The sequence below is a fragment of the Amycolatopsis sp. NPDC059027 genome, assembly GCF_042739735.1.
Lineage (GTDB): Bacteria > Actinomycetota > Actinomycetes > Mycobacteriales > Pseudonocardiaceae > Amycolatopsis.
Map to the genome: position 1 here is coordinate 52787 of NZ_JBHYIK010000051.1, position 15161 is coordinate 67947.

The window sequence follows — 15161 nt, forward strand, 5'->3', positions numbered from 1 at the left end:
CGGTAAACGACCCTTCGGCGGATGTGATGGTGAGCCCGTTGACTCCTACTTGCAGCTTTGCCGCCTGATCCCACATTACGCCACACATGAGCGCGAACAGTTCAAGGTTTGAGATCGTGCCGGGGTCTATTCGAAGGTTCACTTCAAAGTGGTGTGGGCAGTCCGAATCGCAGAGAGTTAGAAACCAGTCGCCACCCTCGTTCCTGGCTACTACAAGTTCGTGTCGGATCGTGCAATGTAACGCAATGGCCGTGTAGCACAGTAGATCCAAGGCGATTTCTTCGATCATGCTTTCGCTCAATTCTCCGGAGGCTTCGACGTGTCTGGGTTGTGTTTGCGAACGTGCCACTCTGCGAACAGCGTCCGCCGGTCCTTGATAAGTTTCGGGCTTCTCCCAAGGTCCTCGCACGCGAGTTCAACGGCGAGGGCGAGGAATCTGTCCCGGTGTCGTGGGTGCGGCCTAGCGATTCCACGCTTAATGCGCGAGTAGGCGTCTTTGGTGATTCCCACGTACTCGGCGTTCGCCTTGTCGAGGTTTCGGGCGAGGATTCGAAACACGTTGTCCCGAACCTGGTCCCAAATCTGATTGGACGTCGCGTTTCGATACTGAGCTTCATCGAGATCGATGAGCCCTAGTTGAATCTCCCGGAGCTTGTTTCCTTCCTTGCCGATGTAGTCGGCTCCGGCTCCGTGTACGTGGCGCCGATGGAGTAGCCCTTTGCTGTGCGGGCCGCTCTTTCCGTTCTCGTCTTCGAACTTGCTTTCCGGGTGTGCGATGTACTCGTTGAGCACATCTCGGTAAGTGACGACTCGTACCCTGTCATCGAACAGTTGGAACTCGTTGGTGATGCGGTACAGCGGGCCGCCGGGATCGTACTTGTTGAGCCATTCCGCCTCTGCCGGTTCTTTGTCTCCGAGGTATCCAGTGACTAGCTGGAATCCTCGGATTCCTTGCCGGAGTCGGGGTTTGTGTTCCCGGCGGACGTAGACGGCGGAGAGGAAGTTGAACGGCTTGATGCGGTCGCGGTAGGGCAAGCCCGAATTCCATACGTCCAGCGTCTTGTACAGCCGTGGCGTGCTCACTGTCCATTGTGACTGTGCTGGCATATCGAGCCACACGGGCTCTGGAGTGTGCCCGATGATGTGCGACCACAGTTCTCGTTTCCATCCTCGGTGTGGGCCGCGTAGGTGTCCCAATCCGTGTTCGCTGCTTTTGACGATTCCTTGGTCGTTCCAGAGTGCGTAGCGTTTCGAGCTGATCGAGCGGCACCACCCCTCAAATTCCAGCTTGAGTAGGTGTGGGATCACCTCCGGGGCGTAGGGGTTGAGCGCGTCGAACCGGCGGGCAAGCTGGACGATGGTGTCCCGGGGCAACCCGGGCATGTCCGTTCCGGCGACGGTGATGGCCATGGAGTCGGTATCGCAGAACACCCAGGAGCCGCCAGCGTCGGTCACGAGCTGTTCCAGCATGGCCAGCATGAGCCGGGCCGCGCCGGTGATGCACGTGGCGATTGGGGGCCACGCGAACCGGCCGGGCCGCTCTGGGTGGCGTACGCGGACCTTCCACGGGTCGTCGGGTGCGCTGGCGACTTCTACGGTGCGTTCGCCGAGTGATTCGTCTTGGATGGTTTCCGCGAAAATGCCGTAGCTACCGGCGTTCGCGAGCATCTTAAGAAAGTCGGCGAGGGGTGGGTTGGATGTCTTTACTCGGGCTCGTTGCTCAATTACCCAGGTGAAGAAATCCGCGCCTTCGGGGTCAATAATAATGTCACCGCGGAGACTTACTGGACGCAATTTCTCGACCCCCGCCGGCTCGAACCTAACGGCTTTTTGTATTAATGGCGCCTTGCCGGTGAGTAGGGTACTCGCGATCACGTCTGGAATGGAGTACCACAACGTTTCGGGATAGGTCAGGAAGTTGACTCCGATGTTTGACGACGCGCCACCTCCATACCGTGCGCGAACCGGGAAGATGTCCATATCGGGAAGCACCTTCACGACGCCGACGAAATTCCTCCAAACTGCCGGGTCGAAACACCGGTCTAGCGTGATTTCGGCGACGAGTTGCCGCACGTCGTCGGTCGCGTCCACCACAGTCATTTCCGCCGCCGTCACGTGCTGCCAGAGACCCATCAAGGCATTGACGGTGGGATACATCGACGTGAAGTCGAACAGCATGACGGGGGTGTCTACGTGGCGAATACGTGTTTCGGTGCGTCCGCCGTAGAACGTGGACGCGACGGCTCCAATCACGTTCTCGTCCACGTCGTACTTCTCCATGGGTGGGGATATGCCCATGGCCGTGTAGTAGCCCTTTGCCAGGGTGGCGGGCGAGTACAGGTCCTGTAGCGGCTTGTTGATGGAATGCCGGGCGTATTCCGCTGTCACGCGTTCGTAGAGTTCCGACGTCGTGGCTACGTCCGTCCGGCAATAGTCGATGTAGTCGGCAGTGATGACGCCGTGCTCTGCCGGTACTGCCTTTCTGGTCTGGCATCCGAACAGTGCGGCGGCAGAATCGAGAGAGTGTCCGGACGCCGTCAAGGCGAAGACAGCGGTTCGGAGATCGATAAATTTTCCTCTGAATTTGGGGGCGTCGGGAATGTTCGACAGTGCCCACCCGATGAATGCACGCTTACTGTCCAGGTGTTTCACCCTGAGGTTGGGGCGCATTCCGTATTTCCAGAGCTGGAACGAGTACCCTTCCGTGAACGATCCCCGCGCGTCGGTGACGTCGATTGCTATTCGAGACAGGTCGAAGGGCAGGTTGAATCCGACGATGAGCCCTTGCCGAAGGTAGGCGATTTTCCAGATCCACCGTTCCACGAATTCCGATCGTGACATCAGATGTAGTCGCCAGTCAGGTTCGCGCGGTCCGAATGAGTTCAGGTTGACGTTCGCCGCCTTGTAGTGTGTCCGGGCGTACCGGACCAATTGCGCGTACCCTTCCGCGTTCGTTTCAGGTAGGTCGTCGGCGTAGATCAGTCCTTCGGCTAACCAATGGATTCTTCCTCTGTGCCGGAGTCCGTAGCGGAAGGCACCGAAGAGGAGTTTTTGAACTTCGTCCGTCGTCGTTTCTGTGTCGAAAACGATGATTTCTTCATCCATAGTCTAAGTTCCAATACCGGGGTCACGGCGGTACGTGGGCGACGGGGACCAGGTTTCGTCATCGAGTACCCGCGACACGATCCGGCCGTACAAGCGGCACAGTAGTTCGGCGGTCAACGCGGTTCCGACAAGCCGCGCCCGGAGCATGGCGCGTTCGGACTTCGGCGCGTCCTTTCGGAGGTTGATTCCGGCGGCTCGCTGCCACCGTGTCACGAGTTTGTGGCACGGTACGCATAGATCCACGGTTTCGTCCCCGTAGGCGCGTCCGGCGATATGGTGGCGCTCTCGTCGCTCGCTCACGACGCCTCCGAGTACACGTTGTCGAAGTCAATCGTGTCGGATTGCGTCCACTGTTCGACTGATTCAGGCTCAACCATGAACCCGTGCCGCTTTACAGCGTGCACGTTTCCGCCCGCTTCCAGTTCGGCCGCGGTGACGTATTTCCCCTTGAAAAAATTCAGATTGTCGAGCGTGTTGCCTGTCCAGAAGCGCGCCTTCGGCATCGGCGTGTTGAACAGATAAGAACGCGTGGCGTTCCAGTGTGAGCCGATCATTGACCGCTGATTTCGGGGTACACCAACCAGCCACTTCTCACCCTCATCGGTGAGCATGAGAATGGGCCGGTTGTAACGCTCGTTGTACCAGCGTTCATATTTCCGAGGAACCGTGGCGCTCTGATCAAGGGGGCGTTCCGGAGTGTTCTTGTGCCCGCGTGCGGCGGACAAGGATGCGCCCCGCCGGTAATGCTCGCGGGTGATTCCGTGCCGTTCGAGTCTCTTGCGATAGTTGTCACTGAGCGAGTCCCAATCGCGGCGTGCCATGGCTATCCCTTCTGTTGCGAACGTGGACGAGAAGGGTGGGGAGCCGCCGGGCAGCTCCCCACCCTGGTCATTCCTCCATGTTCAGATAGAAGGTGCTCGCCTTGATCTGCTTCGCGTCCGGGTGCTCGGTGCACTGGGCTCGCTTGCACTCGTCACACACGTCGTATTCGGAGACGCGCAACCCTCGCTTGACGACAAGTCCGACGGCGGACCGGCCGGACCGTTCTTCGAATGAGGTGATTTCTTCATTCACGCCCGTGCTGAAGTCGACAAACTTAACCTTTTTATCGGTAGCCGTCATGGCCCGGATCGTCGTCATCGGGACGTCGTAACTCGGGGACATGATCCGATTCACCTGAAGGATGACAAAAGGAATGTTAATGAGCGCGTTTTTCTCGACATAGGTGAAGCCGTCACCTAGGAATTCCTCCACGTCGGAAGCGGAAACGACGTCGATTCCCTCACCTTGTAGAAACGTGAGGGCGTCATCCCAGGACTTCACATCGGTGAGTTCGTTGATGCTCACCGTCTTCTTCGCGACGTTCTTTCCCGCCATGCTGACTGTCCTTTCATGCGGCGAGGTCCGCTTACAGTCACGACGCTACAACGCGCGCAGCCGGAAAAGAGGCAGGTCGAATTGCATCTAAATTGCGACTAAATTTCGTGGCCTATATATGCAGATCCGCGCCCGATCAGCCGCCGGAAGTATGGCGGGAATCGGGCGCGGATGGAGACCGAATTACGACGGGATCACTACGTGTCGGCGACGGGGTCGTCGGTAGCGGGATGTCTGATCATGTACTCATAGCCGCCAGTGAAGACGGCGGAGATCAGGACGGCGGCGATCAGCGGCTTCGCGGACCTCGCGTCGTGCGCCAGCGCCCACCCCATGGCCACCGTGATCACGCTCCCCGCCACCTCCGCCCACCTGATGCGCTTGATGTTCCCCGGGCGGGCTTCCTGCTCATGGAAGAACGGACTGGCGACGGTGAACCAGCTGGGGGCGAAGCCAGCGAACACACCGGACGCCATGCCGACGAGCAAGATCGTGGTGTCCAGGGTTCCGCGCTGATCGCTCGTCACCATCCGTCACCGCCCGGGGTCATCAGGTTGGGGTTGACGACGGCGGCCGGGGGCGTCACCGCGCCCAGCTCCACCCCGAAGTGCGTCGCGAGACTCGACAGAGTGTGATCGAGCCCCGAAGGCACGACACGGGGCGCCGGAGCCGTCGGGGGCGGCCCTGGCGGGGGCGCACCTTGCCCGGTGCTGTCCCCGGCTCCCGGCTGCCGGTTCACGGTGATGATCAGGGGGTTCGGGTAGTCGGGGAGGTAGTACACGTTCGGGGCTGCGCGGTTCCCGCTGTTGCTGCGGCGGCGTGAGCCGTTGGCCGCGTTCGGGGCTGCGGCTCGTCGGTCACGGGTGACGGCGACGGTGACCGCTAGGACGGACGCCCCGGCGATCCACGCCCACATCGGCAACGGGCCGTGCTGCCGGGTCAGAAACGACGCCTCAGCCATGGCTCACTTCCTCAGTCGAAGTACACAGTGGACCCAGCTCCGGGGCCGTCTCCACTGCTTCCCGGTCGGTTGTTGAAGTTCCTGATGAACTCGGAAACGGAGTCGATACGCGCCCGCGCCGCTGGGTCGGTGACGGATGCGTAGTCCTTGCCGAAACCGTATGCGCGCGCGGTGACATCCTTCCAACTCTCGCCCTGTAAGGCGCGAATGGACAGTACCGGCTGGCCTGGTTTCCTGAGCTGATTGAGTTTGTCCAGCGGGATTTCTTCCCGGCCGGTGTTCGCGTCGCCGCGAGTGCCGCCTGGGAGATTGACTTGAATTGGATTTGGTGCGTTGGGTAGGAAGAAAATGTTGCCGGGTCCGTCGCCGTTCTGGTTCGCCACGCGCCCGGTCGGTGCAGGAGTTCCGCCGGAGCCCCGAAGCTTCGTGACGCCATACAGCCCGGCCACTCCGCCGATGATCCACCCCCACATCGGAATGCCCGCGTACTCCCGGGACAGGAACGCTCCACTGACCTCCGGCGCCATGGGTCACGCTCCCCGGGCGCCGAGAACGCGGGTGGTCTGGGAATAGCTCTGACCCCGGTATTCCTGCACCGTCAACCGGTTCAGCCGCGCGGCTCGCATTCCGCCCTTCTGGGTTCCGATTTGCTTCGCGTCCACGACCTGGTCCCGGAGCCACGTGTGGTCTCCGTTCCAGCGGGAGCGGGATGTGCCGACCCATACTCGGTGTGAGCCGGTGGCCATGCGCATACTCGGGCGGATGGGTTCGAGTTCGCTTTCCCGGATGGTATCCGGGATGGGGAACGAGTTCCCGACGACGAAGAACGGTCCGCGCGTCTTGTAGAACAGCGTGTTGTTTTCGTATCCGCCAGGGGTGACGGACTTGTTGGTGGCACGGAAGCGCCCTTCGAACGGGCGTCCGCCGGAGGACACGTTGCGAGGGTCGTACGGTGTGGACGGACGCGCGTACGGCAGCGGTGGGGTTTTTCGGTGCGGCACCATGACGAGTAGACCTCCGTTGCGATTACTTCCCGGACCAGGTGCCACCGCCGGTGATCGCCGTAAAGACGCCGTTGACGGCGTTGCCGACGTTCTGAACGAGGGTTGGCCCCTGGGAACCGGGACGGACGAGAACGAAAATTCCGGCGACAATCAGCGCGCCACCGAGGAAATCGGCCACTTTGGACACGTGTATCTCCCTATGCAGACGCCATCTTCGGCTGAAGTTTGGCAATGACGGTGTTGATGAGCTTGACGAAGTCCACGGCGAACCCCTTCGTCGGCGAGTACACCACCATCGTGAGCAGGAACAGCCCTCCCACGGCGGAGGCCGTACGGGACACCCCCGGATTCCGAGCCTGAGACATGGGGAACAGCAACATGAACAGCAACGCATACGCCACAAGACGCTTCACATAGCCGGTATCAAACTTCAGGTCCTTGTTCCCGATCGGTGCCAGCAAGAGCAGCGCCAAGCCAACCAGAAACTCGACCTTCACCGCGCGGGCGTTGCCCGCCTTCGGCGCCAGCAAGCCGCGTGTCCGCCGCCGGGTCGGCTGTGTCCTCTGTGGACGCTTGGGCCGCCCCGCGGTGACCTTCGATGGGATTCCTTGCTGGCCTAGCTCGCGCTGTTCTCGCTTACTGACAGGGGCTTTCGCGTGCTTCGCTCCGCCCGCCTTCTCCGGCGGAACTGGCTTCGGTGATGTCATCAGACCTTGTCAATCGCTCCGAAGATCGTGGACATGACGCCCGGCAGCCCCGCGCCCTGGTAGCCGTGGATACCGACCCAGATGAACGCCACGCCCACCAAGATGAGGAACAAGCCGGACGCCTCCCGCACCTAGCCCCCCAAGCCTCTCAGAAACTCGTCCGCCTTCGCCGAGAGTCCCCGCGCGAGCACGGTGTCCCGGAGCTTCTGCGCTCCACTATGGACAGCCACGACGCAGACGCCGGCAACTAGCCCAGCGACCACAAAGGACAGTGCTAGAAGCTGGCGATCACTAGGCAGCATGACCGAAGGCGCCCTTCACGAGATTAAGCAGCATGGTCGGCGGGAAGACCAGCGCGATAAACCACCCGATCAAGGCGGCGAAGAACATCTTTTTGTTCATGGGGTCAGCCTCCGTGTGCGTGTCGGAAGTAGTAGCGGAGCCAGACGAACGCGCCGTACTCCACGATGACCAACAGGATCAGGGACACCACCGTGGGGTGAAACTCGCCGAGAGCGCGACCGCGTCCGCGTGCCGACGACGAGGACGCCGCCCCGGGCGGCTTATCCGACCCCACGGCGGCATTCGCCGCCATGCGAAACCGTGCTTCCATCAGATGCCGTCCAGTTCTCGCGGGATCGGCCCGAGCGGCACGATCTCATCCGTGATCCACTCCACGGTGCCGACCGTGGCACCGGCCGCCGCCGCTGTGCTCGATTCGGTGATGTAGTACGTACCGGAGTTCGTCGGCATCCAGTATTGCCCGACCATGTCCCCCGGCCGCCGGAAACGCGGCCACACGTACACACCGGTTTCTCTCGTCGATGTGCCATTCGCGAGGAAGTCATAAAAGTCTTCCATGCTATGGAAGACTTCATTCGGCGACTCGACACCGAGCGTCTTGTCATCAATGGTGCGGCGAATGGGATCGGTGAGATAGTCCTGTCGGACTCCATTCGCGTCGCGGACGATCGCCAGTACCGCCCTGATCTCATTTCCTGTGTTGGTGAGCTGCCACGTGTTACCACTTCCGCCGGAACTCATCGGCTGAATCTGGTGACGGACCACGTGCGACAGTGCCAGACCAGGCGGGAGTTCCTGAATGGCGTTCCCCTGCAAGTCCCGCGCGTCGGTTTGCGACCAGGTTTCCGCGTAGAGTGTGACCGTAATTTTCGGAAAGGTCGTCACCGCGCCAGACGCCAAACTGGCGCCGGGCCCGAGCGTCATCCGAATTCTGTACTTCGCCCGAGCATCACTGTTCGCGAGCACCCCGGCAGTGTCCCGCAATTCCGGGTAAATCTTGAACGAGCCGGACGGATTGATGGTGTCCGACCACGCTTCCGAAGTGGACCCGGTTCGCTTGACCGGATCACCCTCCCATGGCCTGAAATACTTGTTCGCCATTTTGTGCGCGAAGCCGTTCATCGGGTAGACGAAAAGTCCACCGTCCAAGTTTTCCAGCGAAATAGACTGGAAGATTGCGGCGGAACCGTCGCCGGTGAGTGTCCCGGAACCGAGAACACCGCCGGTCGAACTCCACGACACTCGCACACCGCGAAGGAAACCGCCCGGCGTGATATCGGTGACGAATTCCTGACTACCCCCGGCGGTCAGAGTGTAGTCGAAGGACGTGATTCGCGTGTTCTTGTGATTGCTTCCCTGAATGAACGGGATTCCCGCCTGAGTTGTAGACGGTGCGGTCCCGTTGGTGGGTGCCTGAGTCGGAAGCGGCACGAAAACCCCCTAGTACTGAAACGCCATTGCCTGTCCCACGAACTTCGCCGTTGGATGCTTCGCGGCCATCAGATGAGCCGAAATCAGACGCCAGAGCGTGCCGATTACCACGATCGCCATGAAGGAATTCAACGCGCTGATAAAACTGAAATGGGTGTGCACCTACTCACCCCCTCCCGAATTTCCAGGATAGCCCACTATCACGGCAGGCGGGAAATGTACGCTTCACGGGTTCTGCGGCGTACCATCAGAAAGTAATAGCGTTCCAGTTCCAGCAATATCGGCGTGAACGTGCGCCGCGATCCGAGGATTTCCGCGACCCTTTTGGCGTCGTCCTCGTCGTCTGGCCGGAACGCGACCGACCAGGACGGTTCGGAATGCATGAGCCGTGAGACGTTCCTAGGTCGCTGCGTACTCGCCACAGTCGTGATGCCCAACGCGCGGGCTTCCCGCCAGTACTGCTCAATCATTGGGCGTAACCGCAACTCAGTCTCGACGTAGGCGATCTCATCGAAACCGACGATGATATTCGCGTCGGGCTGCCACAACTCCGCCAGGAAATCAAACACCGCCTTGCGCTGCTTCGCGGAGCCTTCCGTCATCGATCGAGCCGGAGGCCAGAAGATGACGCGACTTTCCCCGTAATCCGGCGGCCACGTGCGTCGTAGTTTCCATCCTTTTCCCTGTAGTGCCTTCATTGTGGAGTCCGCCGGTTTCGTCGCCAGAATGACCGCGTGGGCGCCACTGGCGCGGGCACGTTCGTCCACGACGGTCGTCATGAAGCGAGACTTCCCGCTTCCGGTCGGCCCCAGGACCGCCAGATGTTCAGCCGTCCACTTTCCCTCTGGCCAACCCCATTCATGCAGGAAAGCCGGGCCCAGTTGAGCCCATGGGACCGTTTCCGGCATCGCTGACTTCCTCACCCCGGTCGTTCTTCGCCGCGATAGCGGGCGCAATGTGATGCTCGTGAATGGCACGCAAGAGCGGCTGAATCTTCATGAAGAAATGGAAGACGTCCGTCATGTCCGACGCTGCGGACACCCACTTTGCCGCCCACTTCGATTTTGACGCCCACCGTGCCAGATCGTCAGCTATATCCTCGCTGATCTCGGACAGGATCGGGGCGCAATGCGGGTCCCGGGTGCTCCACATCAATGCCCCGAATTTGAGCCCCGCGGTCAATTCCTCTTTCAGTTGTGCGTGCACTTTGGACGCAGTATTCCCGGGCGGCCTTCCGCGCTTTTTACCGCCCGGTGCCGGCTCCGTATTCTTGGGTTTTTCGGAGCCTATTTCGAATTTCAAAGCGTCTAATGGCATGAGTCCTCCCAAGGTGTGAATGGGGATACACTCACTATATGCCATACGGGCAGCGTGAGCGGCGCATCAAGGCTGAGGCCGCACGCCGGGGAATAAAGTCCATCCGCACCGTGAATCTCCCGGACGACCGGTACGCACATATCTACGTCGTGCGTGACCAGGGGAAACGCGGGGGAACCACGGTCATGGGGGTTCCGCAGAAAAGGAAGGAAAATCGACGTGGCTAGCCGCAAGGACATCGAAGCCCAGATCGCCGCGCTTCAAGCACAGCTTGAGGCACCGGAAGAAGACGAAGAACTCATCGAGGTCACCCGCCGGAAACGCGACGACGGTACCGATGAGATGGTGCTCAAGGTGCCTCGCAACCACCCGTCCCTGTCGTGGCTTTTCGGTGACGGTAAAGAGATCGAAGAAGAGTCGGGCTCCGAGGAAGATGAGGACGCGAAGGAAAGCAAGAGCGAGCCGGAACCGAAGGCCCGCAAGCCGAAGTACTTCCACCAGTAAGTCGGGTCACCATGGCACTGAGCTTTCAGGCACTACAGGATCTCTGGAAGTCGGCGGGCGGAAGTCCCGCTTCCGCGCCGGTTGCGGCCGCGGTCGCACTGGCCGAATCTCGCGGAGACCCCCGCGCCCACAACCCCGTACCGCCGGACGACTCGTTCGGCCTGTGGCAAATCAATATGCTCGGTGGACTGGGGCCCGCCAGACGCCGCCAGTTCGGCCTGTCGTCCAATGAGGACCTGTACGACCCGGCCACGAACGCACGAGCTGCCGTTGCTATCGCGGGCGGCGGCTCGTCGTTCGCGGCCTGGTCCACCTACACCGACGGCTCATACCGCCGACACCTGAACGGCGAAGGCGGCGGCACCGACACAGCCCCGAGCGGCGGCACCGGCGGCGTACAGCAAACCGGCTTGATCAGGGACCTCTTCACGACGCTGTTTCCCAGCAACACCACACTCGGTACCACGTTGGGCAGTCTGTTCGAGGCGTCGCAATCCGTCGCGGGATCGGGGCCGCTCTCGGGCTTCCTGGCGCCCTTCTACGCGATCACCTCCGTGTTCTCGATGGCCGGGGACCTACTGCGGTTCGTGAAGACGGTCCTGTTCGTACCGAAGACATGGGTTCGCGTCGCCTGTTTCACGTTCGGGTCCGTATTGGTCATGGCCGGGTTGTTCGTGTTCTTCGTCGGCGCCGCGCCCATCAGGATCGCGGAAACCGTTGCAGGAAAGGCACTTCCATGAAAGCCAAGCTCGTCGCGGGCGTCGAACTCGACATGCTCAGCCCGGCCGAACTCCGGTCCGAACTCGACCGCCAGCTAGCCCGCAACAACCACACCGTCGAACCGAAGTACTGGGCTTTCTCCACCCCAACCCTTCCGGCTCTGCTTACCGCTCCCGATCCCGGGTTTCTGTGGTCCATGCGTCTCCTGTCCGCGACGTTCGACGTCGGTGACGGGATGCTGGTCATGGTGAAGGAACCGAGCGACACCAACATCGTCGGCTACAGCTCCACAGTGGACACACGGCACGTCTACCAATGGTCGTCGAAGAGTGGTCTGGTCCTGCCAACGGTCGGGATCTATCTCGCGTCCGCCACCGGCAAGGCGTCGTCGGCACGCGGCACGATGATCTACGAAGAGACCACCGTGGGGAATCTGTGGCGACTGTGACCCGTCATGTTTCCGTCACGGCCGGTTACTGTCCGTGTCATGTCCCGGTTGTCGCGCTAGACAGGAATTTTCATCCATTCGGCGCAGCAAAGTAGGTGGAAACGTCCTACGACCTTTGCCTATGGTCGAACGAGTGATCGAACGCCGGTTCGATCGGGCTGAGGCGAGGGCAGACACCTAGGAGGGATCATGGCACTCACGTTCCAGAGCACGAAGGGGCGCATCACGCGAGGCCGACACGCTGAACCCGTGCCCACGGAGATCGTGAAGGCGATCGAGAAGGCGCTGGCTAACCCGGACGAGTTCGTCCACACCACGGCGCCCGAGAAGGAGATCAAGGAAGCCGCGTCGGCGGTCCGGAGATACCGGGTCCAACATCCCGGCGTGCGTCTGTCCATGTCGGCGAAGCCCGCCGTGGATTCCGCGACGGGCAAGGAGATCCCCGGCAAGATGACGCTCCGTCTCGCGGCCCGGCCGGACAAGGAAGACGCGGCATGACCGCGATCCTGGAACTCACGGTGAGCAGGACCGACGCGGGCGAGTACCACGCCACCGTCACCGATCACACCACGGGCACCACGGAAACCGGCCGCGTTCCCGACAACGTCGTGGCCGCTTTGCCGATGATCCAGGCGGAACTTCTCAAGCATCTCGACACCCCATGAGTTCGGGGCCGGGCGCTGCCGTCGCTCACCTACTGGACTGGGTGGGCGACGGCCGCCGTCTCTCCGAAGTACCCAAGGGGCGCAAGGGAATTCTCAAGTACGCCGAGAAGTACGGCTACGTTCGCCTCACAGCGATCAAAGGCGGTGATTGGCTCGTGAACGCCACCGGGCAGCGCCCGTGACGACTCCGGCGCCCCCGGACACCCGCACCGGCGTCCAGCTCCCCGGGCACCAATGGGGAGCCGTGACGCCGGTGTGGGTGGTCGCGTTCGGCCCCTACAATGGACGCCGTCACCTGTCCCGCATGGTGATCGTCCCGCCGTCGGCCGCGTCCGTCGCGACCGAACTCATCGTGTTCAACGAGTCCCACAAACTCGGGGCAAGCCCGACTGGAGTCTCTACCGGATTCGCCCCAGTGCGCACTATCCCTATCGCGGCCGGGACCGTCATCTACGTCGTGTGGTACGTCTCCGGCGGCAACGCACCCGAAGTGACTCTTCACATGGATCAGGACGCGTGGCTATGAGCTTCGAAAGCGAGTGGGAAGGTTCCGGGGTCGTCACAGCGTCCGAAGTGGACGTCGTCGAAGCCCGCACCGGACGACAGATCCGCATCATCGTTAATTCAAAGATCACGGCTCCCGTCATCAGCTTCACCGACCCGGCGACGCCGACGGAAGCCAACATCTACGGCTTCCGAGACCCCACCACGGGAGCGATGACGATGGTGGTCACCGTGTGGGACCCGGCCAATCAGGCCCCTGCCGGAGGAGCCCTCACCCTGACCCGCAACGCGGCCACGCTGGCCTACTACAACAACTTGGGGTTCCCCGCGAACCGGGTGATCGTGACGCCCACCGCTGTCCAGACGGATCAGCCGGTGATCCTGTCCGGGGAAGCTTGGGGACACCCCTCCCTGTTCGGCGGCTGGAGCAACAGGGATGGATGGGACGCCATAGGGTTTCAGAAGTTCGCGGATGGTCGGGTGTGCTTTCGCGGCTCGTGTGAGGGTGGAAACGTCGCCGATGGAACGAAGGTCTTTTCGTTACCAGAGGGTTACCGTCCCGCCGGGCACGACGCGGTGATGCCGATATCCGCCGAAGGGATCGGCAGCGGGCCGCCCCGTTTGCAGGTCCAGAGCGGCGGAGACGCCTACATCTACGGCATCGGGCGAGGCCCCATATTCCTGGACTCCGCGTCGTTCAGCACCATCTAGCGCCCCGCTTACGGCCATGGGGGTGGCCGATTTTTGGCGATATTATTGGGAAATGCGGAACCCCACGTGTCTCGTCGTAGACGGCATCTCGTCCATGCAGGTCACCAAAGGCGATCTCGTCATCGAAGATGGCTTCCCGCGTGGCTCCCGGGTGCGCACCATCCCCCGCAGCGAGACCACCATCAAAATGATCATCGTCCCGTCCCGGCACGGACACGTCACGCTGGACGTCCTCCAATGGGTCCGCGACGTCGGTATCGCTCTGTACGTCATCCGCGATAGTCAGGTCGTGCTGGCATCCAACCCCGAGGTTTACCGATACGCCGCCATCCGCCGGGCGCAGTGCCTCGCGGCTGACTCCCCGACCGGTACGGAGGTGGTCCGGTACCTGCTTCGGCTCAAGTTGCGTCGCCAAGCTGAGACGATCCGGATGTTGGACGCGGACACGGCCGATTGGATCTTGGAACAGATCCCGTCCGTCGGGCGCCGCACCATCCCCGGGTGCCGCCAACTCGAAGGCAAGTGCGCACAGAAGTACTGGGCTCCGTGGGTGGACCAGCCGATGAGCTGGAAAGGCCCGACGAAACCCAGGTGGACGACCTTCGGGCCGCGACGGTCCGACCGAAGCAACTGCGGCCGCTCCGCCGTGTCCCCGTTCCACGCCCTCATCAACTACGCGTATGCCGTGCTCGAAGCCGAAGGCACCCGGGCATGTCACGTCTTGGGGCTTGACCCGCTTCTCGGGCTCTCGCACCGCGACACCGACAAGCGCCCGAGCATGGTCCTGGACCTGGTCGAACCGATCCGCCCGATGGTGGACGCCGCCGTACTGGACTGGGTCCGCTGCCAGACCTTCACCGCCAAGGACTTCACCGAATCCGAGACCGGGGTCATGCGGCTCAGCCGGACCATCCACGAAGAGGTGGCGGAGCTGGCCATGGAAGTCGCAACAGAGGGCTACGCCGCGTGGGAAGACGTGGCCGCCATGATCGCCGCCACCGCCACGCACAAGAACGCCAAGAAGCCGCGTACGCCACTTACACACCGCAACCAGGCCAGAACCCGCCTGGAACCGACGAGATAGGAGCCCCGCCCATGTCCAGAACCACCGTGGTTGTGCTCAGCGTCGCGGCTGCCGCCGGAATCATCGTCGCCGTCATCGTGGGCATCCTCATCGGCCGGGCGACGAGCGCCCCGACGCCGAACCCGGACGACGAGCTACGACGGAGCTGGGCACAGATGTGCAGCGAAGAGAACCTGAGACACCTTCCAGACCTCCGAAGCACCTGTCAGGCTCACTGACCCCGCACGCCAGCGGCCCCCCCCCCCCCCCACGCCCCCGCCACCGCCACCTCGGTCCGCGGGTGCCGCGACAGGCTTTCCTTGGCGTCACGGACATCCTGC

Annotated in this window: 22 protein-coding genes; 9 read left to right on the forward strand and 13 right to left on the reverse strand. The window is 61.9% G+C overall.

Annotated elements, in window-relative coordinates; translation table 11 throughout:
• Positions 1-297 precede the first annotated feature (297 nt).
• The 13 genes from ACFWY9_RS30525 to ACFWY9_RS30585 form a co-directional block, all read right to left on the reverse strand.
• On the reverse strand, positions 298-3105 hold the full coding sequence (locus ACFWY9_RS30525; RefSeq protein ID WP_378340492.1) for a DNA polymerase: 2808 nt from the start codon (positions 3103-3105) through the stop codon (positions 298-300).
• A gap of 296 nt (positions 3106-3401) precedes the next feature.
• A complete protein-coding gene (locus ACFWY9_RS30530) occupies positions 3402-3926 on the reverse strand; it encodes a hypothetical protein (RefSeq protein ID WP_378340493.1) in 525 nt (174 codons plus the stop codon).
• Between the two features lie 67 nt (positions 3927-3993).
• Positions 3994-4482, reverse strand: a complete 489-nt coding sequence (locus tag ACFWY9_RS30535) for a hypothetical protein (RefSeq protein WP_378340494.1) — start codon at positions 4480-4482, stop codon at positions 3994-3996.
• 197 nt (positions 4483-4679) lie between these two features.
• Positions 4680-5012: a hypothetical protein gene (locus ACFWY9_RS30540; protein WP_378340495.1), complete on the reverse strand. Its 333-nt coding sequence runs from the start codon at positions 5010-5012 to the stop codon at positions 4680-4682.
• A complete protein-coding gene (locus ACFWY9_RS30545; RefSeq protein WP_378340496.1) occupies positions 5006-5443 on the reverse strand; it encodes a hypothetical protein in 438 nt (145 codons plus the stop codon). The genes ACFWY9_RS30540 and ACFWY9_RS30545 overlap by 7 nt, the downstream gene beginning before the upstream one ends.
• Positions 5444-5454: 11 nt before the next feature.
• Positions 5455-5970, reverse strand: a complete 516-nt coding sequence (locus ACFWY9_RS30550; protein WP_378340497.1) for a hypothetical protein — start codon at positions 5968-5970, stop codon at positions 5455-5457.
• Positions 5971-5973: 3 nt separating this feature from the next.
• Entirely contained in the window at positions 5974-6378 is a 405-nt protein-coding gene (locus ACFWY9_RS30555) for a hypothetical protein (RefSeq protein ID WP_378340498.1), read from the reverse strand.
• A gap of 91 nt (positions 6379-6469) precedes the next feature.
• On the reverse strand, positions 6470-6634 hold the full coding sequence (locus ACFWY9_RS30560; RefSeq protein ID WP_378340499.1) for a hypothetical protein: 165 nt from the start codon (positions 6632-6634) through the stop codon (positions 6470-6472).
• A 10-nt stretch (positions 6635-6644) separates the two neighbouring features.
• Entirely contained in the window at positions 6645-6977 is a 333-nt protein-coding gene (locus tag ACFWY9_RS30565) for a hypothetical protein (RefSeq protein WP_378340500.1), read from the reverse strand.
• A gap of 789 nt (positions 6978-7766) precedes the next feature.
• The gene (locus ACFWY9_RS30570) at positions 7767-8888 is read right to left on the reverse strand and encodes a hypothetical protein (RefSeq protein WP_378340501.1); all 1122 of its coding nucleotides are present in this window, start codon (positions 8886-8888) and stop codon (positions 7767-7769) included.
• A gap of 9 nt (positions 8889-8897) precedes the next feature.
• Positions 8898-9050, reverse strand: a complete 153-nt coding sequence (locus tag ACFWY9_RS30575) for a hypothetical protein (RefSeq protein WP_378340502.1) — start codon at positions 9048-9050, stop codon at positions 8898-8900.
• A 38-nt stretch (positions 9051-9088) separates the two neighbouring features.
• Positions 9089-9796, reverse strand: a complete 708-nt coding sequence (locus tag ACFWY9_RS30580; RefSeq protein WP_378340503.1) for a helicase HerA domain-containing protein — start codon at positions 9794-9796, stop codon at positions 9089-9091.
• Entirely contained in the window at positions 9747-10205 is a 459-nt protein-coding gene (locus tag ACFWY9_RS30585; protein WP_378340504.1) for a hypothetical protein, read from the reverse strand. The genes ACFWY9_RS30580 and ACFWY9_RS30585 overlap by 50 nt, the downstream gene beginning before the upstream one ends.
• 219 nt (positions 10206-10424) lie before the next feature.
• On the opposite strand from ACFWY9_RS30585, the gene ACFWY9_RS30590 reads away from it, so the two are divergent.
• The 9 genes from ACFWY9_RS30590 (at position 10425) to ACFWY9_RS30630 (ending at position 15059) form a co-directional block, all read left to right on the forward strand.
• Positions 10425-10709: a hypothetical protein gene (locus tag ACFWY9_RS30590; protein WP_378340505.1), complete on the forward strand. Its 285-nt coding sequence runs from the start codon at positions 10425-10427 to the stop codon at positions 10707-10709.
• Between the two features lie 11 nt (positions 10710-10720).
• Entirely contained in the window at positions 10721-11449 is a 729-nt protein-coding gene (locus ACFWY9_RS30595) for a transglycosylase SLT domain-containing protein (RefSeq protein WP_378340506.1), read from the forward strand.
• Entirely contained in the window at positions 11446-11877 is a 432-nt protein-coding gene (locus tag ACFWY9_RS30600) for a hypothetical protein (protein WP_378340507.1), read from the forward strand. The genes ACFWY9_RS30595 and ACFWY9_RS30600 overlap by 4 nt, the downstream gene beginning before the upstream one ends.
• 249 nt (positions 11878-12126) lie before the next feature.
• The gene (locus ACFWY9_RS30605; RefSeq protein WP_378340508.1) at positions 12127-12375 is read left to right on the forward strand and encodes a hypothetical protein; all 249 of its coding nucleotides are present in this window, start codon (positions 12127-12129) and stop codon (positions 12373-12375) included.
• The gene (locus tag ACFWY9_RS30610; RefSeq protein WP_378340509.1) at positions 12372-12542 is read left to right on the forward strand and encodes a hypothetical protein; all 171 of its coding nucleotides are present in this window, start codon (positions 12372-12374) and stop codon (positions 12540-12542) included. Before ACFWY9_RS30605 ends, ACFWY9_RS30610 begins: the two co-directional genes overlap by 4 nt.
• A 244-nt stretch (positions 12543-12786) precedes the next feature.
• Positions 12787-13068: a hypothetical protein gene (locus ACFWY9_RS30615; protein WP_378340510.1), complete on the forward strand. Its 282-nt coding sequence runs from the start codon at positions 12787-12789 to the stop codon at positions 13066-13068.
• Positions 13065-13757, forward strand: coding sequence for a hypothetical protein (locus tag ACFWY9_RS30620; RefSeq protein ID WP_378340511.1), 693 nt, complete (start codon positions 13065-13067; stop codon positions 13755-13757). Before ACFWY9_RS30615 ends, ACFWY9_RS30620 begins: the two co-directional genes overlap by 4 nt.
• Positions 13758-13851: 94 nt before the next feature.
• Positions 13852-14841, forward strand: coding sequence for a CRISPR-associated endonuclease Cas1 (gene cas1 / locus ACFWY9_RS30625; RefSeq protein WP_378340512.1), 990 nt, complete (start codon positions 13852-13854; stop codon positions 14839-14841).
• 11 nt (positions 14842-14852) lie between these two features.
• Positions 14853-15059 carry a hypothetical protein gene (locus ACFWY9_RS30630; protein ID WP_378340513.1) on the forward strand — a complete coding sequence of 69 codons (207 nt, stop codon included), beginning with the start codon at positions 14853-14855 and terminating at the stop codon, positions 15057-15059.
• The last annotated feature ends 102 nt before the right edge of the window (positions 15060-15161 follow it).